The organism is Brevundimonas sp. 357, from assembly GCF_003938605.1.
Taxonomy (GTDB): domain Bacteria; phylum Pseudomonadota; class Alphaproteobacteria; order Caulobacterales; family Caulobacteraceae; genus Brevundimonas.
Map to the genome: position 1 here is coordinate 45311 of NZ_RHWX01000006.1, position 21188 is coordinate 66498.

22 protein-coding genes and 3 pseudogenes are annotated in these 21188 nt (G+C 69.5%); 21 read left to right on the top strand and 4 right to left on the bottom strand.

What is annotated here, in order from left to right; all coding sequences use genetic code 11:
* The 7 genes from EGK63_RS06800 (at position 1) to EGK63_RS06830 (ending at position 4873) form a co-directional block, all read left to right on the top strand.
* Entirely contained in the window at positions 1 to 762 is a 762-nt protein-coding gene (locus tag EGK63_RS06800) for an SDR family oxidoreductase (RefSeq protein WP_207896351.1), read from the top strand.
* A 151-nt stretch (positions 763 to 913) separates the two neighbouring features.
* Positions 914 to 1213, top strand: a complete 300-nt coding sequence (locus tag EGK63_RS06805; RefSeq protein ID WP_046652788.1) for a PadR family transcriptional regulator — start codon at positions 914 to 916, stop codon at positions 1211 to 1213.
* A 21-nt stretch (positions 1214 to 1234) separates the two neighbouring features.
* Complete coding sequence (locus tag EGK63_RS06810) at positions 1235 to 2362, top strand: hypothetical protein (RefSeq protein WP_125900530.1); 1128 nt, start codon at positions 1235 to 1237, stop codon at positions 2360 to 2362.
* Positions 2363 to 2434: 72 nt separating this feature from the next.
* On the top strand, positions 2435 to 3541 hold the full coding sequence (locus EGK63_RS06815; protein WP_125900531.1) for a bifunctional transcriptional activator/DNA repair enzyme AdaA: 1107 nt from the start codon (positions 2435 to 2437) through the stop codon (positions 3539 to 3541).
* Positions 3522 to 4073, top strand: a complete 552-nt coding sequence (locus tag EGK63_RS06820; protein ID WP_125900532.1) for a methylated-DNA--[protein]-cysteine S-methyltransferase — start codon at positions 3522 to 3524, stop codon at positions 4071 to 4073. Before EGK63_RS06815 ends, EGK63_RS06820 begins: the two co-directional genes overlap by 20 nt.
* Positions 4074 to 4113: 40 nt before the next feature.
* On the top strand, positions 4114 to 4515 hold the full coding sequence (locus tag EGK63_RS06825) for a host attachment protein (protein ID WP_243637607.1): 402 nt from the start codon (positions 4114 to 4116) through the stop codon (positions 4513 to 4515).
* Between the two features lie 52 nt (positions 4516 to 4567).
* Positions 4568 to 4873: a hypothetical protein gene (locus tag EGK63_RS06830; RefSeq protein ID WP_125900534.1), complete on the top strand. Its 306-nt coding sequence runs from the start codon at positions 4568 to 4570 to the stop codon at positions 4871 to 4873.
* On the opposite strand, the gene ilvA is transcribed toward EGK63_RS06830, so the two are convergent.
* The gene (gene ilvA / locus EGK63_RS06835; RefSeq protein WP_371412935.1) at positions 4870 to 6390 is read right to left on the bottom strand and encodes a threonine ammonia-lyase, biosynthetic; all 1521 of its coding nucleotides are present in this window, start codon (positions 6388 to 6390) and stop codon (positions 4870 to 4872) included. The two genes, EGK63_RS06830 and ilvA, sit on opposite strands and share 4 nt — an antisense overlap.
* A 176-nt stretch (positions 6391 to 6566) precedes the next feature.
* Between ilvA and EGK63_RS06840 the strand changes: the two genes are divergently transcribed.
* The 7 genes and pseudogenes from EGK63_RS06840 to EGK63_RS16470 all read left to right on the top strand — a co-directional run bounded on the left by EGK63_RS06840 (position 6567) and on the right by EGK63_RS16470 (position 12376).
* Positions 6567 to 7259 carry a hypothetical protein gene (locus tag EGK63_RS06840; RefSeq protein ID WP_125900536.1) on the top strand — a complete coding sequence of 231 codons (693 nt, stop codon included), beginning with the start codon at positions 6567 to 6569 and terminating at the stop codon, positions 7257 to 7259.
* Positions 7252 to 7461: a helix-turn-helix transcriptional regulator gene (locus EGK63_RS06845; protein WP_046652219.1), complete on the top strand. Its 210-nt coding sequence runs from the start codon at positions 7252 to 7254 to the stop codon at positions 7459 to 7461. The genes EGK63_RS06840 and EGK63_RS06845 overlap by 8 nt, the downstream gene beginning before the upstream one ends.
* Positions 7462 to 7568: 107 nt before the next feature.
* Entirely contained in the window at positions 7569 to 8648 is a 1080-nt protein-coding gene (gene nadA / locus EGK63_RS06850) for a quinolinate synthase NadA (protein ID WP_125900537.1), read from the top strand.
* A 58-nt stretch (positions 8649 to 8706) separates the two neighbouring features.
* On the top strand, positions 8707 to 9585 hold the full coding sequence (locus tag EGK63_RS06855) for a metalloprotease (RefSeq protein WP_125900538.1): 879 nt from the start codon (positions 8707 to 8709) through the stop codon (positions 9583 to 9585).
* A 4-nt stretch (positions 9586 to 9589) separates the two neighbouring features.
* A pseudogene (locus tag EGK63_RS06860) lies at positions 9590 to 11167 on the top strand (L-aspartate oxidase).
* Positions 11168 to 11314: 147 nt separating this feature from the next.
* Positions 11315 to 12127: a carboxylating nicotinate-nucleotide diphosphorylase gene (nadC, locus tag EGK63_RS06865; protein ID WP_125900659.1), complete on the top strand. Its 813-nt coding sequence runs from the start codon at positions 11315 to 11317 to the stop codon at positions 12125 to 12127.
* 90 nt (positions 12128 to 12217) lie between these two features.
* Positions 12218 to 12376, top strand: a complete 159-nt coding sequence (locus EGK63_RS16470; RefSeq protein ID WP_165906550.1) for a hypothetical protein — start codon at positions 12218 to 12220, stop codon at positions 12374 to 12376.
* 9 nt (positions 12377 to 12385) lie between these two features.
* On the opposite strand, the gene EGK63_RS06870 is transcribed toward EGK63_RS16470, so the two are convergent.
* The gene (locus EGK63_RS06870) at positions 12386 to 13459 is read right to left on the bottom strand and encodes a cell wall hydrolase (protein ID WP_125900539.1); all 1074 of its coding nucleotides are present in this window, start codon (positions 13457 to 13459) and stop codon (positions 12386 to 12388) included.
* 455 nt (positions 13460 to 13914) lie between these two features.
* Here EGK63_RS06870 and EGK63_RS06875 point away from each other — a divergent pair, with 455 nt between their 5' ends.
* Complete coding sequence (locus EGK63_RS06875; RefSeq protein WP_125900540.1) at positions 13915 to 14112, top strand: hypothetical protein; 198 nt, start codon at positions 13915 to 13917, stop codon at positions 14110 to 14112.
* A gap of 238 nt (positions 14113 to 14350) precedes the next feature.
* On the top strand, positions 14351 to 14713 hold the full coding sequence (locus tag EGK63_RS06880; protein ID WP_125900541.1) for a DUF6481 family protein: 363 nt from the start codon (positions 14351 to 14353) through the stop codon (positions 14711 to 14713).
* A gap of 42 nt (positions 14714 to 14755) precedes the next feature.
* On the opposite strand, the gene EGK63_RS06885 is transcribed toward EGK63_RS06880, so the two are convergent.
* On the bottom strand, positions 14756 to 15025 hold the full coding sequence (locus tag EGK63_RS06885; protein ID WP_125900542.1) for a hypothetical protein: 270 nt from the start codon (positions 15023 to 15025) through the stop codon (positions 14756 to 14758).
* Between the two features lie 243 nt (positions 15026 to 15268).
* On the opposite strand from EGK63_RS06885, the gene EGK63_RS06890 reads away from it, so the two are divergent.
* From EGK63_RS06890 to EGK63_RS06900, 3 genes are all read left to right on the top strand, one after another.
* A complete protein-coding gene (locus tag EGK63_RS06890; protein WP_125900543.1) occupies positions 15269 to 15745 on the top strand; it encodes a Dps family protein in 477 nt (158 codons plus the stop codon).
* A 124-nt stretch (positions 15746 to 15869) separates the two neighbouring features.
* Entirely contained in the window at positions 15870 to 17066 is a 1197-nt protein-coding gene (locus EGK63_RS06895; RefSeq protein WP_125900544.1) for a cell wall hydrolase, read from the top strand.
* Positions 17067 to 17189: 123 nt separating this feature from the next.
* Positions 17190 to 18503: a hypothetical protein gene (locus EGK63_RS06900; RefSeq protein WP_125900545.1), complete on the top strand. Its 1314-nt coding sequence runs from the start codon at positions 17190 to 17192 to the stop codon at positions 18501 to 18503.
* 55 nt (positions 18504 to 18558) lie between these two features.
* Here the strand turns inward: EGK63_RS06900 and trxB are convergent, their stop codons facing one another.
* A complete protein-coding gene (gene trxB / locus EGK63_RS06905; RefSeq protein WP_125900546.1) occupies positions 18559 to 19578 on the bottom strand; it encodes a thioredoxin-disulfide reductase in 1020 nt (339 codons plus the stop codon).
* Positions 19579 to 19870: 292 nt separating this feature from the next.
* On the opposite strand from trxB, the pseudogene EGK63_RS16985 reads away from it, so the two are divergent.
* Positions 19871 to 20032 (top strand): annotated as a pseudogene (locus tag EGK63_RS16985) (DUF389 domain-containing protein); the annotation flags it as partial.
* A 25-nt stretch (positions 20033 to 20057) separates the two neighbouring features.
* Positions 20058 to 21164, top strand: a pseudogene (locus tag EGK63_RS16720) (DUF389 domain-containing protein); the annotation flags it as partial.
* Positions 21165 to 21188: the final 24 nt, after the last annotated feature.

Here is a 21188-nt window from a genome sequence, read left to right on the forward strand (position 1 = left end):
ATGATTTCCCTGCAGAACCTCGAAGGCTCCGTGGTCGTCGTTTCCGGCGCGGGCAGAGGCTTGGGCGCAGCCCTGGCCATCAGTCTGGCCGAATCGGGGTGCCGGCCGATCTTGTGCGGCCGCCGTCGCGAGGCGCTCGAGGGCGTCGCCTCGACCATTCTGGAGCGCACGGGTTTTCAGGCGACTGTCGTTGAACTCGATCTCGGCGACGCCGCCAGCGTGGCGCGGGCCGTGGCGCAACTGAAGGCCGAGCACGAGGTCGTCGACATCCTGATCAACAACGGGGCGATGTGGCTCGAAGGGAGCGCGGAGGACCATCGTGCCGAAGAGGTGCTCGGCGTGGTGAACGCCGCCGTCTCAGGAACCTTCCTTCTGACGCAGGGGCTGATGCCCCTGCTGCGCGGATCGAGCCGCCCGGACATCGTGACCATCGGGTCGATCAGCGGCCTGCCCGGCGCGGCGATCCAGACCGCGTCCTTGCCCTTTTACGCCGCCAAGCGCGCGCAGGCCGCCCTTGCTGAAGGCTTCGCCCAGATGCTGGCCGGGACGCCGGTGCGATCCCTCGTCGTTCACCCGCCCTATCTCGATGACGTCGAGCCGGGCGCAGAGGCGTGGGAGACTGCGTCCGAGCGCCGCAAGGGCGAGCGCGCCACCAATCGGGACATCGTGGAGGCGGTGCTGTTCGCCGTGACGCGGCCCCGGCACGTCTCCCTGTCGATTGTCGTCGACGCCGACGAGGGCGGGCGCTTTTCACATCTCTAGGCGCCGATGATCGCCTCTGCGGGCGATCATGCGCTGATGTCAGATAGCGAAGGTCGTTGACAGTCTCATACGGTATGCCGCATACACTGTGTATCACACACTATGTGACGGCAGGTGAGGCGGCGACGTGGATCGGGAACTGTTCGAGACGATGCGGCTGGAACTGCGGCGCGGGACGCTGGTCCTGGCGGTGCTCGCCTGCCTGCGGACCGAACGCTACGGCTACACCCTGCGGCAGGCGCTGGCGGCGGACGGGCTGGAGATGGAGGAATCCACCCTCTACCCCCTGCTGCGGCGGCTGGAGGGGCAGGGGCTGCTGACCAGCGAATGGCGCGAGGAGGAGAAGCGAAAGAAGCGCTTCTACGTCCTGTCGCCGGGGGGCGAGGCCATGCTGGCCGCCCTGACCGAGGAATGGCGCGGCATCAACGCCTCGCTGGAACGAATTCTCTAAAAAGGGATGGGAGAGGGCGCGATGGACATCATCGAACGCTATCTGGAGGCCGTGGCGGCGCAACTGCCGACCGAGGACCGCGAGGACATCGTCGCCGAACTGCGCGACCTGATCCTGAGCCGCGTCGAGGCGCGCGAGGAGGAGCTGGGCCGGGCGCTGAACGACGAGGAGAAGGAGGCGATCCTGCACGAGATCGGCCACCCGCTGATCGTCGCCGCCCGCTATCGCAAGGGGCCGGACAGCCTGATCGGCCCGGAGCTGTTCCCCTACTGGCTGTTCGGGGCCAAGGCCGGGCTGATCGTCATCGCGGCGGTTCAGGCGCTGGGGCTGCTGATCAGCGTGCTGGGCGCGCCGGCCGATTTCGGGCGGGCGATCAGCCAGGCCTTCCACGGCTTCTTCTCCGGAGCGCTGACCCTGCTGGGGGCGCTGACCCTGGCCGGGGCGATTATGGAGCATTACGACATCAAGCCGAAGTGGTTGACGAAATGGCGGGTGCGCGACCTGTCGGCCTTCGGTCTGGCGGATCCGGCGAAATGGGGCGCGTCCCTGTCGGGGTCTGAGAAGGCCAAGGCTGAGTGGTTGCCGAAGGGCGCGCGCGTCTGGGGCGTGACGGCGAACGACAAGCCGGGGCTGGAGGCGCTGGCCTCCCTGATCGTCGGGGGCGTCTTCGTGATGTGGTGGATCGGCGTGATCCGCTTTCCGGGCCTGGGCGAGTTCTCCTTGAGAAGCGGCGCGGTGGGGATCGAGGCGGCGCCGGTGTGGGCGGCCCTCTACGGCCCCATCCTGGCCCTGGCCGTCGGCGGCATGGCGGTGGACGCGGTCAGCCTGATCCGCGGGCGCGAGGGGCGGTTGACCTGGCTGCTGAAGATCCCGCTGGCGGGCGCGGCGCTGTGGGTGCTGTGGCGGCTGTTCGATGCGGGCTGGTGGCTCACCCTGACCCAGGGCGCGGCGAGCGCCCGCGTCGAGGGCGGGGCGACGAACATCAATCTGGACGCCCTGCGCGCGGTGAGCGAGGCCAGTCGTGACCTGGATGGCACGGCCCTGACGCTGGGTACGGTGCTGACCTGGGTGTTCGCGGTGATGGCGATCAGCTTGGTCGTCAATATCGCGACCTATGTTTGGCGGCTTGCGACGACGCGCGAGGGGTGAGCCGTTGAGCTGCGGCGCCGTCATGTCCGAAAACCGCGAGACAGGGCGGCGCGGCGGGCGCATGTTACGGGTATGGAAAACGCCCGCGACATGCTGGATCAGGAGGCCTGCTACCGGGCCGTCCTGACGCGCGACCCGCGCTTCGACGGGCGCTTCTTCACCTGCGTGAAGTCCACCGGAATCTATTGTCGCCCGGTCTGTCCGGCGCGGACGCCCAAGCGCGAGAACATGCGCTTCGTCGCCAGCGCGGCGGCGGCCGAGGAGGCGGGCTTTCGCGCTTGCCTGCGCTGTCGACCCGAAACGGCGCCCGACATGGGGGCGTGGCGCGGGACGTCCAATACGGTCAGCCGGGCGCTGAACCTGATCGAGGCGGGCGCGCTCGATGAAGGCGACGTCGACGCCCTGGCCGCCCGTCTGGGCGTGGGCGAGCGGCACCTGCGCCGCCTGTTTCGCCAGCATCTTGGCGCCGCCCCGGTCAGCGTGGCCCAGACGCGCCGCGTCCTGCTGGCCAAGGCCCTGATCCACCAGACCGATCTGCCGATGGCCGAGGTCGCCATGGCGTCCGGCTTCGGCAGCGTGCGGCGCTTCAATGAGACGTTTCAGGCCCTGTATGGACGGCCGCCGTCGGCGCTGCGGGCGCGGGCCGAGCGGCCGTGGGATGGAGGCGTGCGGCTGAGCCTGCCCTATCGTCCGCCCTATGAGGTCGAGGCCATGCTGACCGCCCTGAAGGCGAAGGGCGAGACGGTCGAGGGCGGGGTCTGGCGCCGCGTTCTGGCCCCGGCGACGGACGGGGCGGCGGGCGAGGTCTCGGCCCGGTTCGAGGCGGAAAACCGACTGGCGGTGACGGCGGCGCTGGATGACCTGAAGGCCTTGCCGGGGGTGCTGGCGCGGGTGCGGCGGCTGTTCGACCTGTCGGCCGATCCCGAGGCGATCCGGCGCGACCTGTCGGCGGACCCTATGCTGGCCCCGCTGGTCGAGGCGCGGCCGGGGCTGCGTCTGCCGGGCCTCTGGAGCGATGAGGCGGCCGACATGGCCAGCGACCGGCTTGAGGACGAGCGGCTGGCGGGGCGGGCCGAGCAATGGCGGCCCTGGCGGGCCTATGGCGTGCTGCACCTGCGCGAGGCGGGGATCGACGGCTCGCAAATCATGGAGAACGACGATGAAAAAGACGCAGCCTGAAGCCTTCACCCTGGACCGCATCGCCACGCCGGTCGGCGAGGTGCTGCTGGTCACGGACGCGGACGGCGCCGTGCGCGCCTTCGACTTCACCGACTATGAGGCGCGGATGATGAAGCTGCTGGCCCGCCACTACGGCGAGGCGCGGCTGACGCCGGGGCGGGCGCCGGAAGCGGTGCGGAGCGCCGTCGCCGCCTATTTCGACGGCGATCTGACGGCGTTGGACGGCCTCGCCGTGAAGACGGGCGGCACGGAGTTCCAACGCGCCGTCTGGGCGGCGCTGCGGACCATTCCGGCGGGACGGACGTGGAGCTACGGTCAACTGGCCCAGGCCATCGGCAAGCCCGCCGCCGTGCGCGCCGTGGGCCTGGCCAACGGCGCCAATCCGATCGGCGTCATCGTGCCTTGCCACCGGGTTGTCGGCGCCAATGGAACCCTGACCGGCTATGCGGGCGGGCTGGAACGCAAGCGGTGGCTGCTGGCGCACGAAGCGTCGCAGGAGGGAACGGTGCAAGGGGCGTTTGCGCTAGACTGACAGCGCCCTCCCTTTCGGCGCTCATTTCTGGAGTCTGATGATGAACCTGCCCAACGGGGCCCTGGTCGCCGTCGCCGACGGCGAGAAGCTGAGCCTGTTCCGCAACACCGGCCACAACCTCGACATCCAGCTCAAGCCGATGGCGACGCCCGAGATCCCCGAACGCCTGTCCGGCGCGCCGGGCCGCCGTTCCAGCGACGCCAACCCCGACAACGACACCCAGGCCGAGGACGGCTTCGCCATGGGCGTGGCCGAGGCGCTGAACCACATGGCGCTCACCAACAAGATCGAGGCCCTGGCCGTGATCGCCGCGCCCAAGACCTTGGGCCAACTGCGCAAGCATTGGCACAAGACGCTGGAGGAGCGACTGGTCGGCGAGATCCCCAAGGCCCTGGCCGGCCATCCGGCCGAGAAAATCGCCGAGGCGATCAGCCGGGCGTGAAGCCGGCGCTGCGGCGTTGACATCGGCCGCCGTGCCTTTTCTGGTTCCGGGCATGACGACGCCGCGGCGCAAGGCCCTGATCGATTCCCTCTGGTATGTGATCCCGCTGGCGATCGCGGTCGTTCTGAACGCGGTGGTGCGCCCGGTCATGGCCGAGCGTCTAGGCGGCGAGATGATCCGCAGGGGCGCCGGCGTCAGGGGCTCGGATACATGGTGGACGTTCGACGCCCCCACGCGCGCCGCCCATCCCTGGCAGACCGGCTTTCTGGAGATGTCGCACGGGGCGGTGGCCTTTGTGACGATGGGGGTGATCGCGGTGCTGTTCGTCTGGCGCTGCGTCGCTCGGCCGAGGGGTTAGGACGCGCCGTCCAGGAACAGGCGACAGGCCGGGTTGTCCGTTTCGTCGACGTAGGGGTAGCCCAGTTCGTCCAGCGCCGCGTTGAGAGCCGCCTGCTGGTCCGGGGGGACGCTGACGCCCGCCAGCACCCGGCCCGCGTCGTCGCCGTGGTTGCGGTAGTGGAACAGGGTCAGGGCCCAGGCGGGCTGAAGGCTGTTGAGGAAGCGCAGGAAGGCGCCCGGCCGCTCGGGAAACTCAAAGCGCAGCAGCCGCTCGTGCGGCAGGCCGATGGTGCGGCCGCCGACCATGTGGCGGACGTGCAGCTTGGCCGTCTCATTGTCGCTCATGTCCACGACGGAATAGCCGTCGGCGGTCAGGTGTCTGAGCAGGCTTTCGCGCTCGACGGCGCCGTCGCGCAGGGCCACGCCGACGAAGATCTGGGCCGTGCCGTCGCCGGACCAGCGGTAGTTGAATTCCGTGATCGAGCGGCCGTCGAGACTGCGCAAGAAGCGGTGATAGTCGTCGCGCCGGTCGGGCATGGAGACGGCGAACAGGGCCTCGGCGCCCTCGCCGATCTCGGCCCGTTCGGCGACGTGGCGCAGGCGGTCGAAGTTGACGTTGGCGCCCGAGTTGATCGCGACCAGCGCGCCTGATCCGGGGTGGCGCGCGGCCCACGCCTTGAGGCCCGCCAGCGCCACGGCGCCTGACGGCTCGGCCACTGCGCGCACGTCGTCGAAGATGTCCTTGACCGCTGCGCAGATGGCGTCGGTGTCGACCAGAACGATCTCGTCCAGCAGGTCGCGGCACAGGCGGAAGGTCTCGGACCCGGCGCGGCGCACGGCCACCCCGTCGGCGAACAGGCCGACCTGATCCAGATCGACGACGCGCCCGGCCTCGATGGCGCTCTTCATCGTCGGGGCCTCGGCCGGTTCGACGCCGATCAGCCGCGTCTCGGGCCGCAGAAAGCGGACGATGGCCGCCACCCCCGCCGCCAGCCCACCGCCGCCGATGGGGATGAAGACGGCGTCGATGGGGTCCGGGTGCTGGCGCAGGATCTCCAGCCCGACCGTGCCTTGCCCCGCGATGACGTCGGGGTCGTCGAAGGGATGGACGAAAGTCGCGCCGGTCTGTTTCTCCAGCGCGCGGGCGTGGGCGTAGGCGTCGTCGAAGCTTTCGCCGTGCAGCACGACCTGGCCGCCCAGCCCCTGAACCGCCGCCACCTTGATGCCCGGCGTGGTGGTCGGCATGACGATAGTCGCCGCCGCCTCGCGTCTGGCCGCCGCCAGCGCCACCCCCTGCGCGTGATTGCCCGCCGAGGCGCAGATGACGCCGCGCACCAGCTCGGCCTGCGTGAGGGCTGCGATCCGGTTGTAGGCGCCGCGGATCTTGAACGAGAAGACCGGCTGCAGATCCTCGCGCTTCAGCAGGGCGGGGCGCCCGATCCGCGCCGACAGCCGCTTCAGCGGGTCGAGCGGGGTCTCCTCGGCCACGTCATAGACGCGGGCGGTCAGGATGCGGCGGACGGTGTCTTGCACGATGATCTCGGTCAGGCGGCGCAGGAGAGGATGAAGCGTGTCCCGGTCTAGGCGATGCTGCGGCGCATGAGAACGAAAATTGCGTTCTAGCCTTCTCCCCTTGCGGGAGAAGGAAGGTTGGGGTCTTGCGATGTAACCCGTAGGTGATATGTAACCTGTAGGTGTCATGTGAGGGGCGGATGAGCGACGAACTCGAAAGAGCGAAGGCGAACGAACGGCGTCGGGTAAGGCGGCTGCGGATGATCGCGGCGCTGGGCGGTGTTGGTCTTGCAGTTGCTTTCTGCGGTGTATTTCTGGCCCAGCGTAGCGAAGAGCACGCAGCGACCGTTGGAGCTATCCTCGCCTTGCTCGGACTCTGCGCTGTCGTCGCTTCGGCGGTGCTCGGAATGCACAATGGGCCGGATTCCGACACCATCCGGGTGGAGCGCGCCAAGGAAGGCTATCGCGACCGCGTTCAGAAGAAGCGCGCTGTGTCGATGGCGATCATGCCGTTGACGTCGCTCATTCTCGTTTATCTGGGCACGAAGTCCGCGTGGGCTATCGCCGGAGGGCAGGGGGATTCGGGCGATTGGCACATGGCTGCACTGTCGCCGGTGGTTTCCGGCTTGTTGCTGTCGATGGTCACGGGTTTCGACATTCGCGCGGACAGAAGGCTGAAGCGGCTGCTGGAGGACGAACTCACCCTGTCGTTCCGGCGTTCGGCGCTGAACGCAGCCCTGGGCGTGGCGCTGGCGGGGATGGTGGTCGTCTTCGCCCTCGGCCTGTGGAAGCCGCAGGCGGCGGTGGCGGCCATGCCGGGGCTGATGTTCGTCACGGCCTCGGCGGCGGGGCTGCGTTACTGGCAGCTGGACCGGCGGGCCGCCGGTGGCTGATCCGCGTCTGGTCGTGAAGCTGAAGGCCGTCCGCACGGCGGCGGGCCTGACGCAGCAGGAACTGGCCGACCGGGCCGGGCTGTCGCGCAAGACGGTGAATACGGTGGAGAACGGGGTCTTCACCCCTTCGGTGCTGGTGGCCCTGACGCTGGCGCAGGCGCTGGGCGTGCCGCTGGACGCTTTGTTCACCCTGGAAGACTGAGCCGATTTCCCTTGCGCCGTGTGCGGAACAGCCTACATTGCGCCTGCTTATGCTAAGTTTGAGCATAAGTCGGGGCCGCGCAGACGGTCGTTGAGGGAGTAGGGACGATGGCGGACGGCGCTTTCGGTCTGTCGCAGGAACTGGCGGAAGAAACCGCCCCGGTGTGGGAGAAGGTCAAGGACCACGTCACCCCGCTGGAGTGGCCGCAGCAGGCCCGACTGATCAGCGAGATCAACCGGCTGAAGCGCGAGCGCGACGCGGTCATCCTGGCCCACAACTATATGACCCCCGAGATCTTTCACGGCGTAGGCGACTATGTCGGCGACAGCCTGGGGCTGGCCAAGGAGGCCGCGCGCTCGGACGCCAAGGTGATCGTTCAGGCGGGCGTTCACTTCATGGCCGAGACCTCCAAGATCCTGTCGCCGGACAAGACGGTGCTGATCCCTGACCTGCGTGCGGGCTGTTCGCTGGCGTCCTCGATCACGGGGGCGGACGTGCGGCTGATCAAGGAGCGGCATCCGGGCCTGCCGGTCGTCACCTATGTGAACACCACGGCCGATGTGAAGGCCGAGACGGACATCTGCTGCACCAGCGCCAACGCCGTTCAGGTCGTCGAATGGGCGGCCAAGGAATGGGGCGTCGACAAGGTCATCCTGATCCCCGACGAATATCTGGCGCGCAATGTGGCGGCCCAGACGACGGTGGGCATCATCGCCTGGGCGGGTCACTGCGAGGTGCACAAGCGCTTCACCACGCAGGACATCGCCGACATGCGCGACGCCTGGCCGGACGCCGAGGTGCTGGCTCACCCCGAATGCCCCGAAGAGATCCTGCGCGCCGCTGACTTCGCCGGTTCGACGGCCGCCATGACCGAATATGTCGAGCAACGCCGGCCCAAGCGGGTGGTGCTGATCACCGAATGCTCGATGGCCTCGAACATCAAGGGCGACGTGCCCGAGGTGGAGTTCGTCGGCCCCTGCAACCTGTGCCCGCACATGAAGCGCATCACGCTGGAGAACATCCGCGACTGCTTGCTGCACATGCAGTTCGAGGTGACAGTTCCGGACGAGATGCTGGAGAAGGCGCGGCTTGCGGTGCAGCGGATGATCGACCTGCCGCCGCCGTCGAAGCCCGCGCGCTATGATTTGGTCAAGGCGCGGCATCATGTCGATGTGGAGCTGATCTGACGGCCCTGCGGCGACGCGGCCCGTTGCGGGGCCGTCGCCGTGCGCCCAGTTCGAATCCATGAGCGACACAGACAACACCCTTCCCCCCGGCGGCCGCAGACCCGGACCCTGGGATGCGCGGCCGGAAGAGACGACGCCTGCGCTCGCGCGCGAGACGCCCCGCTACAGCGCGCGCCATGAGGCGCCGCAGGAGGACAAGGGCCAGCACCCGGTCTGGGCGGTGGTCTCGACCCTGCTGATGGCGGGTTTCCTGTGGTTCCTGACCGGCAGCTGGGTCGTGGCGGGGGCGGTGCTGTTCGGCCTGTTCGTGCACGAGTACGGTCATGTGCTGGCGATGAACCGCGTCGGCATGGGCCCGGCGCGCATCTACATCATCCCCTTCCTGGGCGGGCTGGCGAAGGGCCAGCGCGAGCCGAAGAGCGAGTGGCACGGCGTGTTGGTGTCGCTGGCGGGACCGGCGTTCGGGCTTCTGGCCATGATCCCCTTCGTGGCCGTGGGTCTGGCGATGAAGTCGCCGGAATGGCTGATGGGCGCCTTCTTCATCGCCATGATCAATCTGCTGAACCTGCTGCCTGCGCCGCCGCTGGACGGGTCCAAGGCGCTGGGCCCGGTGCTGACGCGAGTGCATCCGCGGCTGGAGCAGGTGGTGTTGCTGCTTATCGGCGGCCTGGCCGTGTGGTGGGGCGTGTCGACGGGGCGGTTCATCCTGGCGGTCTTTCTGGGGTTGGCGGTGTTCGGCCATCTGAAGCGCGGCGTCTGGCGCGCGGCGTGGGGACGGCTGAGCTGGCCCGAGGCGGGGCGCAGTCTAGCCCTCTATCTGCTGACGGCCGTGGTGTGCGCGGCGGCGGCGATCGGCGCCCTGCTGCCGCTGACGGGCGGGGCGGTTGAACCGGCGTTCGAGATGGGCCTGCGGTTCTTCGGCTTGGGAGGCCGCTAGGCGAATGGCGCGGATCCGGCATGACGGACCTCTGATCATCGGCGGCGGGCTGGCGGGCCTGTCGGCGGCGCTGGAGGCCGAAGCGGCGGGCGCGGAGGGTCTGGTGGTGACGCCCGAGCCGTTGTTGAGCGCCTGCTCCTCGGCGTGGGCGCAGGGCGGGATGGCGGCGGCCCTGTCGCCGCAGGACAGCGCGGCCCTGCACGCCAAGGACACCGAAGGCGCGGGCGCCGGTCTGGTCGAGGCCGAGGCGGCGCGCGCCCTGACGATGCGGGGACGCGAGACGGTCGAGTGGCTGGCCGCGCTGGGCGCGCCCTTTGATCGCGACGACGACGGCGGTTTTTCGGTCAGCCTGGAGGCGGCGCACAGCCTGCCGCGCGTGGCGCGGGTGGGCGGCGACGGCGCGGGGCGGGCCATACTGTCGGCCGTGGTCGCCGCCGCGCGGGCGACGAAGGCCATTGAAATCTGGGAGGACGGACGGCTGCGCGGCCTGATCCGCGACATCGACGGCCGGGTGCGCGGCGCGGTGATCGAGCGGCGCGGCGGCCGTCTGGATGAAGTGTTCGCGCCCGCCGTGGTGCTGGCGACCGGGGGGATCGGCGGCCTGTTCGAGGCGACGACCAATCCGTCGGCCCTGCGCGGCGAGGGGCTGGCGCTGGCGTATCAGGCCGGGGCCGAGGTGCTGGACCCCGAGTTCGTGCAGTTCCACCCGACGGCCATAGACGTGGGGCTGGACCCGGCGCCGCTGGCGACCGAGGCCCTACGCGGCGAGGGGGCGCGGCTGGTTGACGGGCAGGGCGGCTTCCTGCTGGGCGACCATCCCGACGCCGATCTGGCGCCGAGGGACATCGTGGCGCGGGCGGTTCATGCGGCGCGGGTCGAGGGGCGCGGCGCTTTCCTTGATGCGACCAGGGCGGTGGGCGAGGCCTTTCCGCATGAGTTTCCGGCGGTCTTCGCCGCCTGCATGAGGGCGGGGCTGGACCCGCGCGTCAGTCCGATTCCGGTGGCGGCGGCGGCTCACTATCACATGGGCGGGATCGTCGCCGACGACGAGGGGCGCACTACGGTTCCCGGCCTGTTCGCCATCGGCGAGTGAGCGGCGGCGGGGGTGCATGGGGCCAACCGGCTGGCGTCCAACTCCCTGCTGGAAGCGGGCGCCTTCGGACGGCGCGCGGGCCGGGCGGCGGCGGCCGAGGTCCAGCCCGAGCGGCGGCCGCTGGCGGCGGCGCAGGCGATGACGGATCTGCCGCCCGAGGCGCTGGCGACCTTGCGCGCCGCCATGACGCGCTATGCGGGCGTGGTGCGGGACGAGGCGGGGCTGACGGCGCTGCTGGCTCTGATCGACGACCTGGCGAAGGCGCATCCGACGGCGGCGTGCCTGACGGCGGCGCGGCTGGTGGCCGAAGGGGCGCTGAAGCGGCGCGAGAGCCGGGGCGGCCACTATCGCCGCGACTTCCCCGACAGCCTGCCGAGGGCCGAGCATACGCGGATGCGTGGGACGGTTGAGGCTGGCCTTGCGCACGTCGGCTCCACCCCCGCCGTCATCCCCGGGCTTGTCCCGGGGATCCAGAAACGCTCAGCGTGAATGTCAGACGTCGCCGTTTTGAATATCGGCCTCGGCGAGTCTGGATTCCCGGGACAAGCCCGGGAATGACGAAGACAAGAAGACAGTAAGAAGGACGCTCCCGTGACCCGAACCCTGCCGGACCTGCTGATCGAGCCCGTGGTGCGCATGGCGCTGGCCGAGGATCTGGGCCGCACCGGCGACGTGACGGCGCAGGCCTGCATCCCCGAGGACGCGCGCTTCAGCGCCGTCTTCTGCGCGCGTCAGGCCGGGGTGATGGCGGGCGGGGCGGTGGTCAGGACCGCCGTCCACGCGCTGGACCCGCAGGCGACGGTGACGGTGAAGGTCGCCGACGGCGAGGCGTTCGAGGCCGGAACCGTGCTGGTCGCCGTCGAGGCGAACGCGCGCGCCCTGCTGTCGGCCGAGCGGACGGCGCTGAACCTGCTGGGCCGGATGTGCGGGATCGCGACCCTGACGCGGACCTATGTGCAGGCGGTCGCCGGGACGCACGCGCGCATCGCCGACACGCGCAAGACCACGCCGGGTCTGCGCGCGCTGGAAAAGCACGCGGTGGCCTGCGGCGGCGGGCTGAACCATCGCTTCGGTCTGGATGACGCCATCCTGATCAAGGACAACCACGTCGCCGTCTGCGGCGGGGCGGGCGAGGCGGTGCGCCGGGCCAAGGCCTTCGCCTCCCACCTGATGAAGGTCGAGGTCGAGGTCGACGGTCTGGATCAGCTGGACGAGGTGCTGCCCGAGCGGCCGGACGTCGTCATGCTGGATAACTTCAGCCTGGACGACATGGCCGAGGCGGTGCGCCGCGTGCGGGACAGCGCCTTCGGGCCGGTGGTGCTGGAGGCGTCGGGCGGGGTGAACCTGAGCACCGTCGCAGGCATCGCTGCGACCGGCGTCGACGTGATCTCCGTGGGCGCCCTGACCCACTCGGTCATGCAGCTGGACATCGGCCTGGACGCCGGCTGAGCGGACGCGGACCGAGGTTTTTCGGGGAACGGGCCCGGCGGGGGGCCGTTTTCATGGGGCGGGAGGGCGCGACCCCTAAGGAGAGACGCCATGACCAGGGCCCCGCAGCCGCCCAGGGAGCAACGCAGCTTCGCCGATCACGGCGTGCAGTCCGGCCAGCCGGGCGACGCGGACGTCAACCTGAGCCAGCAGGGGCGCTACGGCAATCTGCAGCAGAATCTGACGACCCACCGCAAGACGCACCCTTAAGGCGCGCGATCAGGCTTCGGCGTTGAGCGTGGCGGTTGCGGCGGGCTTGGCGGAGGCCGGGGTCACGGCGACCGGGGCGGCGGGCGTCGCCGCAGCGCGCGGCGCGGCGGCCGGACGCTCTTCCGTCTTGGCCGACGTCAGGGCTTCGCGGGCCAGGACGGCGGTGTAGGCCACGGCGCCCGAAGCGTTGCGGGCGGTCTCCACCGGATCGAGGCTGGCCTGGATCAGGCGCGGAGCCTGCTCGACCGGACCCGACGGGCGCGGGTTGTAGGCGAAGGCCTGGTTGGCGCCCGAACGACCGCCGAAGCGGTAGAACAGGTGGTCGCCGACCTGGTTCACACGCACCAGGCTGTTGCGCCACGACGGCGAGACGGCGGTGGTGTGGAAGTGGGTGGCGTTGCCGACGGCGGCGAACACCTGGCCCGACAGGGCCTTGGTCGCCACGTCGCGGGCGCGATCCCAGGCGGCGCGGTTGACCCGGCCGCGCATGGCGCCGTTGCAGGTGAAGCTGAACTGGCAGCCCGTGCCGCGATTGGCGCCCTGATAGACGACGGCGCAGACGGTGTTGGGGAAGGCGGGGTGGCGGGCGCGGTTCAGCACCACCTGGGCCACGGCCTTCATGCCGTCGCGGCCTTCGCCGCGCGCTTCATAATAGGCGGCCTGGGTCAGGCAATCGAGGTCGCGCGACCGGTCCAGGGCGCCGTCGAGGCGGAAGGGACGGGCGGCGGAAACCTTGGTCGCGGACTCACGGCGCAGGCCGTCCTGGCCCTGAAGCTGTTCCAGGCGGGCGGTCAGCAGTTCGGCCTGGCGATCACGCTGGGCCGAGCCGGCGACGGAATAGGGGTCGTGGCGATGGGCGATGGTCAGGGCGCTGGCGTCCAGGCCGCCGGCCGCTTCGGCCAGGGCTTCCTGAGTATAACCGCCGGCGCCGGCGCCCTGCAGGCGCTCGGCCTGGGCGCGCACGGTCGAGGCCTGGGCGGCCAGGCCGCCCAGATAGGCCCCTCCGACTGCGAGGCCGACGACGCCGCCGAACGCCGCCGCAGCCGTCGTGGGGCGCAGGCGGAATGAGCGGGCGGCGTGCATCAGCGCACGCGTCTGCGAGGAGAGAAACAAAGGCGTAGTCCTGTACAACAGGGCGAGGATGCCGCCCCCGTAGATCCCGAACCCCGGCGACAAGGACGCGTCGCGCTTAAGCAGGTCGGGCGAACGCCGACTGAACGCCGGCCCTCGAAGGCGGGCCTTTATCCATCCGATCATGGCCTCAATGTGACTGATTCGCTAGAATTGTAATTTCCTCAGCATAGAGAAGGTGGTGTTTAGTCGTTGTTTTGATTGTTTTTAATCATGACGAAATTGCGCCTTAGCATTTCTTGCAAGAACTGTATTTGTATGCTGGTGGAAGATTATCTCTGATGTTCGTGGTGCGCGAATAAGCTATTGGGCGAGGTATGACATCTTGTTCGTCAGAGTCGCGCCATAGATGGGAACTCGCCTGCGACTCTCGCGTTCCAAGCTGTGCTATTTCAAGGAGTTGACCCATGACCCGCATCGCTTCCCGTCTGGCCGTCCTGGCGCTGGCCGGCGCCGGAGCCCTGGCCCTGTCGGCCTGCGGCCACAGCATTGAACAGAAGGCGGCTACCGGCGCGGTCGCCGGGGCCGTGGTGGCCGGTCCGGTCGGGGCGGCGGTCGGCGGCGCCGCCGGCGCGGCCGTCGGCCACGCCCAGAAGCCGCACTGATCCATCGACATGGATACGGCCGCGTCGTGCGGCCCCATTCTGCGTCCTGGCGGCCCCATTGCCGCTAAATCCCATGAAAACGGGCCGTAGAGCTTGATTTCGGCGCGAAATTCGGCTTTGGCCTCGCGCCGGGTCGAGCGCGTCGAGATGCGTCTCCCGATCTGATCTATGGCCGTCGCTCCGGCGATCGGCCTTTTTCGCCGTCTCCATTCCCTATCAAGGACACCCGCCTCTCAGCATGCGCGACCTCAAGAACACCGGCTTCAACGACCGCCTGTCCGCCCAGAAAGACGCCAAACAAGCCCTGCTGGCCCGGTTCAAGCCGAAGCCGACGGTTCAGGATCCCGAGTTCGAGAAACTGGCCGAAAAGCGCGCCGCCGAGAAGGAGGCGATCCGCCAGCAGCACGAACTGGCCAAGGCCGAGGTGCGCCGCGAGAAGGCCGAGAAGGAGGCCGCCCGTCTGGCTGCCGAAATGGCCGCTCAGGACGAGGTCGACGCCGCCAAGCGCGCCGCCCGCAAGGAGCGCAAGCAGCTGACCAAGGAAGAGCAGAAGGCGGCCCGCGACGCGCGCTACGCCGCCCGCAAGGCGCGCCAGCGCTGAGTAGAAGTCGCCCCGGCCTAGGCCGGGGCGCACACATGCGGTTTACTGATAGATGGTGCCTTTGCTGGAGCAAGTACCGGTTCGGATGAGCTCGTAGTGGGAGGTCACCGTTCCGGTGGCGAATTCAGCTACGCCAGCATAGCCGTTGTAGCAGACGCCCACATGGTAGCCGACCTGAACCGTCTTGGTTGCGTCGCTGTAGTAGATGTAGTCGTAGAGGGGTTCGGACCATGGCGTGGCGAGCGCTGCGGTGGATAGAGCCGCGCTTACGATCGCCGTCACGCATGCAATAGCCTTGATTGAACGAGTCATCTTCGGGTTTCCGTTGATTATCGATCCGTCACGCTCTCATGGAAAATGATGGTTTCTCAAATCGCAAATCCGTGATCTTTGAGTTCAACGCTGGATCGCGCTGTGCGAAAGCAACGAGGGCATGGCTTCAGCGTTACAGGGGCGAAGATTCCTGCGACGCGTCGCCGCCCGCCCCTTGGATCGTGCGTTCGACGACCTAACTGCAAGGCTGATCTTCACCCAGCACTGCCAACGGGAGCCGTCATGAACGCCATTGACACCGGTTTGAAGCCCAAGGAGCGCGCCGACGTCGCGCGCGAGCTGTCCAAGGCTCTGGCCGACAGCTACGCCCTCTATCTGAAGACGCACGGCTATCACTGGAACGTGCGCGGGCCCGAGTTCTTCAGCCTGCACAACCTGCTGGAAGAGCAGTACCGCGAGATCTGGGCCGCGCTGGACGATATCGCCGAGCGCATCCGCGCCCTGGGTGAGCTGGCCCCGCAGAGCGGCTCGGCCTTCGCCAACCTGACCTCGATCAAGGACGGCGATCCCGAGAAGGATTCGTCCGAGATGCTCAAGGAGCTGATCAAGGACCACGGCGTGGTCATTTCGACCGCCCGCGCGGCCCTGGACGCCGCCGACGAGGTGGGGGATGAGGCCTCGGTCGATCTGATGACGCAACGCCTGGCCGCCCACGAAAAGGCCGCCTGGATGCTGCGCTCCAGCCTGGGCGATCGTTAAGGCGAAGGGGATGGCCGCTTCCGCCTCACGGAACGGTAATCTTCGCGTCTGAAAAGCGCCGGATTGGGCGGTCATGCAGATCGCTGATTTCCGGCGCCGCCAGACGCCGCTATACGGACATCGCATGAAACTCGGCCGCCTCACGCCGCTGAAGACGACCGGACGCCGGGCAGCCGCTGCGGCGCCCGCCGTCATGGCCGTCACCGTGGCGGTTATGGGCGTGGCCATGTCGGCCAGTTCGACCCCCCGTCCCGACATCGACCGCACCGCCGAAGCCGTGGCCCGCGCCACCGGCGGTGACCTGGGGCCGGACGGTCTGGCCGCCGTGACGGCGCGGATGGATGCGGGACAACTGGCGATCGCGCGTCGGCACGACCCGGCCCTGGGCCTGCCCGAGCTTTACGGCCTGACCCCCGGCTGGGAGAGCCTGACCCTGGGCGGCAAGCCCTCTCTGGATCAGGGCGTGGCGGGCGTCGCCGCGCAGCAGTTGAACGCCGCCATGCCCAACGCCTTCGGCGCGCTTCAGCCCGCGCGGCCCTTCCTGTTCCGCCCGGCGGACGAGGCGTCGCGTCGGCGCGCCCTGCGCTGCCTGACCCAGGCCGTCTATTACGAGGCGGCGCTGGAGCCGACCGAGGGGCAGGAGGGCGTGGCCCAGGTCGTGTTGAACCGGGTGCGCGATCCCAACTATCCCTCCAGCATCTGCGGCGTCGTCTATCAGGGCGCCGAGCGGACCACGGGCTGCCAGTTCAGCTTCACCTGCGACGGCTCCCTGGCGCGCGGGCCGGTGCGCTGGGCTTGGGACCGGGCCGAGAGGGTCGCGGCCCGCGCCCTGAACGGCCATGTGTCCGAGCGCGTGGGTACGGCGACCCATTACCACGCCGACTACGTCCACCCCTGGTGGTCGCCCAGCCTGGCCAAGATCACCCAGGTCGGGGCGCATATCTTCTATCGCTGGAAGGGCGCGGCCGGAGAGACCGCCGCCTTCGTCACCGCCTATTCCGGCCGCGAGCCGACGATCGACGAGGCTCGCTTCGCCCAGTCGCGCGTCCTGCTGGCCACGGCCGCCGACAGCGTCGAAGCGGCGCTGGACGGCGCCAAGTCGGGCGAACTGCGCACGGTCGAGATCGACGGCCAGACCCGCGTGGTGGGCGTCGCCAGCCTGGGCGGCCGCCGTCAGGCCGGCAAGGACGAGATCGCCGCCATCAACGAACGGCTCAAGGCCTTCGAGACCGGCGCCGTCCCCAGCGTGACCGTGACCGCCCCGCCGCCCGCCGGCGTCACCCCCATGGCCGTCGAAGAGGTCGGCAAGCCGCAGGGGTGAGGGCGCGGGCGAGATCGCCCTATTCGGCCTGCTTCCGGCCATACTATCGTCGCTTCGAGCTTCACCATATGCCGGTGATCCGCGCTGGAGGGAGTGCGGGGGGTGTTGTCGAAAGGGGAAGTCATGGCGTTGCGTTTCGGAGACGGGCGGCTCGGCCTGGCCATGGGGCTTGTCCTGTTTTCGGCGGAGGCCGCCCTGGCGCAGGTGAGACTGGACGCCGCCTCGGCCACGACGGTCTTCGGACAGGCCCAGGCCTTGTGCGACGCGGACGCCGGTCGGGCGTGGGGCGTGTCGCTATGCGGGCCGATCCTGATCGCCGATCCGGCGTCGCGCGACTTCATCGCCAATGCGGACGGCGTCGATGCGCCCCTGGCGCAGGAGGGCGCGCTCTTCATAGGGCGGCTGCCGGACGCCGTGCCCATCGCGAATACGGCGGTGCGCTGGAACGGTCGGGTCTGGACCATGCTGATGACGCCGCTGCCGGAAGATGAGGCGGCGCGGTCCATCCTGCTGATGCACGAGGCCTGGCATCGTATCCAGGACCAGATCGGTCTGAAGACGACCCATGCCGACCAGCCTCAACTGGAGACCGAGGCGGGTCGGCTGTCCCTGCGTCTGGAGTTGCGGGCCCTGTCGGCGGCGCTCGCGGCGGTCGAGCCGGCGGAGCGCCGTCGGGCGGTCGAGGACGCGCTGGTTTTCCGGGCCTGGCGACATGCCCGATTCCCGAAGTCGCAGGCCGCCGAGGACGCCATGGAGCGGAACGAGGGCGTTGCCGAATACACCGGCCGCCTGTTGTCGCGCGATGATCAGATGATGTCTCGCCTCGCCGCCCACCTGGCCAGGGGCGACCGGGTACGCGCATACGCCCGATCCTTCGCCTATTACACCGGCCCCGCCTATGGCGTCCTTCTGGATGAGGCTGCGCCGGGCTGGAAGGCGGACTGGGATCGTCGCGAGGGACTGGTGCGGATGCTGGCGCGCGCGCTGGAGTTGGCGGTCGCCGTCGATGACGAGGCGTTCGCGGAACGCGGCGCGCGATACGGGGCGGCGCAGATCGAGGCCGAGGAATCGGCAAGGGCGCGCGAACAGGCGGCGCGCGTCGCCGCCCTGAGGGCCGGACTGGTGGACGGTCCCGTTCTGACGGCGCCCGTATCCGGCGCCAGCTTCAGCTTTGACCCCAATCAGGTGACCCCTCTGCCGCCGGAAGGGTCGGTCTATGGCGTCATTCGCGCCGCGGCGGACTGGGGCGTGCTGGAGGTCAAGAAGGGCGGCGCCCTTCTGTCGAGCGATTGGTCGCGCCTGTCCGTGGCCATTGCCGAAACGAGCGCGACGCCGGACGGGATGACGGGGGACGGCTGGACCCTGACGCTGAAGCCGGAGTGGATGGCGACGCCGGGACCGCGCGAGGGAGATTGGACGATCAGGCGGCGGCCCTGATCGGGAACCGCCGCCCTTCGAGTGGGGAAGGATCGGCCGCCGGGGCGGCCGAGGTTCACCAGGCGCCGATCTTCTCGGCTTCCTTGTGGCTGATGGGGTGTTGGGCGGCCTTGTGGTCTTCCTCGGCGAGGAAGCGGGCGGCTTCCAGGGCGGCCATGCAGCCCATGCCCGCCGCCGTCACGGCCTGGCGATAGACGTCGTCGGTGACGTCGCCGGCGGCCCAGACGCCCTCGATGGCGGTCGCGGCCGTGCCCGGCTTGACCCGCAGATAGCCGCCGGAGTTGGTTTCCAGCTGGCCCTTGAACAGTTCGGACGAGGGGGCGTGGCCGATGGCGATAAAGACGCCGTCGGCGGGGATTTCGCTGATCTCGCCGGTCTTGACGTTCTTCAGGCGCACGCCGGTGACGTTGCGGGCCACGCCGTCGACCACGCCGACCACTTCCTCGACGGACACGTCCCAGATCACCTTGATCTTGGGATGGGCGAACAGGCGGTCCTGCAGGATCTTCTCGGCGCGGAACTCGTCGCGGCGGTGAACCACGGTGACGGTCTCGGCGAAGTTGGTCAGGAACAGGGCTTCCTCGACGGCGGTGTTGCCGCCGCCGACCACCACCACCTGCTTGCCGCGATAGAAGAAGCCGTCGCAGGTGGCGCAGGCCGAGACGCCGAAGCCCTGATACTCAGCCTCGGAGTCCAGGCCCAGCCACTTGGCCTGGGCGCCGGTGGAGATGATGACCGTCTCGGCCAGGATTTCAGTCCCTGAGTCCAGCGTCAGGCGGAAGGGGCGCTGGGACAGGTCGGCCTGGGTGACGATGTCGTGGATGACCTCCGTGCCGACGTGTTCGGCCTGGGCCTGCATCTGCTGCATCAGCCAGGGGCCCTGGATGGTCTCGGCGTAGCCGGGATAGTTCTCGACGTCCGTGGTGATGGTCAGCTGGCCGCCGGGCTGCAGGCCGGCGATGATCACCGGGTTCAGCGAGGCGCGGGCGGCGTAGATGGCGGCGGTCCAGCCGGCGGGGCCGGAACCGATGATGGCGACGCGGACGGTGCGGGCTGGGGCTTTGGCTTGGGTCATGGCTCCTATTTAGGCGCTGATTCCCGATTTCGCGACGCCTGTCGTTCCGTCACGCTTCGTGGAGGGATATGAAACGGGCATGACCGCAGAAACGCCCGCCGCCGCCCAGACCCGAAACCTGCTGCGTCGTCTGCTGGTCAGCGCTCGGCGCGGCGTGGATCACGCCGAGGCCGCCGCCGCCGTCTATGAGAACGGCGGGCTGAGCGGCCGCTATCTGATGATGACGGTGATCTCGGCCGCCATCGCGGCCCTGGGCCTGATGCTGTCGTCGCCGGCGGTGGTGATCGGGGCCATGCTGGTGTCGCCGATGATGGGGCCGATCGTGGCTCTGGGCTTCTCCCTGGCGCTGCTGGACTGGAACGAGCTGAAGCAGTCGCTGACGGCGCTGGGCGTCGGGGTGGGGCTGGCCCTGTTTGTGGCGATCCTGCTGACCCTGCTGTCGCCGCTGAAGGAGCCGACAGCCGAGATTCTGGCGCGCCACCCGGCCCAACTTCTTCGACCTGCTGATCGCGGTCTTTTCCGGCGTGGCGGGCGCCTACGCCGTGATCCGACAGCGCGGCGAGACCATCATCGGCGTGGCCATCGCCACCGCCCTGATGCCGCCCGTCGCGACGGTGGGCTTCGGCCTGGGGACCGGCGACCTTTCGATCGCGGCGGGCGCCTTCTTCCTGTTCATGACCAACCTGGTGGCCATCGCCTTGGCGGCGACGGTGACGGCGGGCTTCTACGGCTTCCGGCCGCGCCTGCTGGAGCGGCCCAAGCCGTGGCGCGGGGTGGCGGTCATGGTGGTCTTCGTCCTGCTGGCCGTGCCGCTGGCCCTGTCGCTGCGCAGCATCGCCCTGGAGAGCCGGGCCACGGCCGAGACCCGGCTGGCGGTCGAGGACATCTTCGCCGGCGCCGAGTCGCGCATCACCCTGCTGGACGCGCGCAGCGAAGGGAAGGGCGTGACCGTCTCGACCCTGGTCAGCACGCGCAAGCTGGTGGCTGACGCCCAGGCGCGGCTGCAGGAGCGGCTGACGGCGGCCCTACATGTGCCTGTCACCGCCACCCTGGACCAGATCGTCGTGGCCGATCCGCAGGCGGCGGCTCGCGCCGTCCAGACCAGTCAGGCGAGCGCGCCCGATCCGGCGGCGGCCCTGCGCAACCGTCTGACCGACGCCGTGCCCTTCGCCACCGATGCGGTGATGACCGACGCCGAGGGGCGGCGGGCCATCGTCCTGCTGCGGCCCGACGCCGGGTTGGATCTGGACAGCGCCTATGCGCTGGAGGCGGCCCTGCGGACGCGGTTCGACGGGGTGGACGTGTGGGTGACGCCGCCGGTGCAGGAGCCGAAGGCGGTCGACCTGGGCGACGCCGAGGCGCGCGCCCGCATGGTCTGGGCCCTGGCGCGCTGGCGCGCCGCGCCGACCGTGAGCCTGTGCCGACCGGCGCCGGGCGCGCCCGCGGCCGAGGGGCGCGAGGCCCAGCCGGACGCCGGACAGGTCTTCCTGGCCGAACTGGCGGCGGCGGGGGTGTCGATCCGTTCCGAGAGCGGGCCGACCTGTCAGCGCGGCGATCAGAATCTGGCCCGGCTGTCGCTGGGCTAGGTCGGGACTTCAACGAGGGGAGAC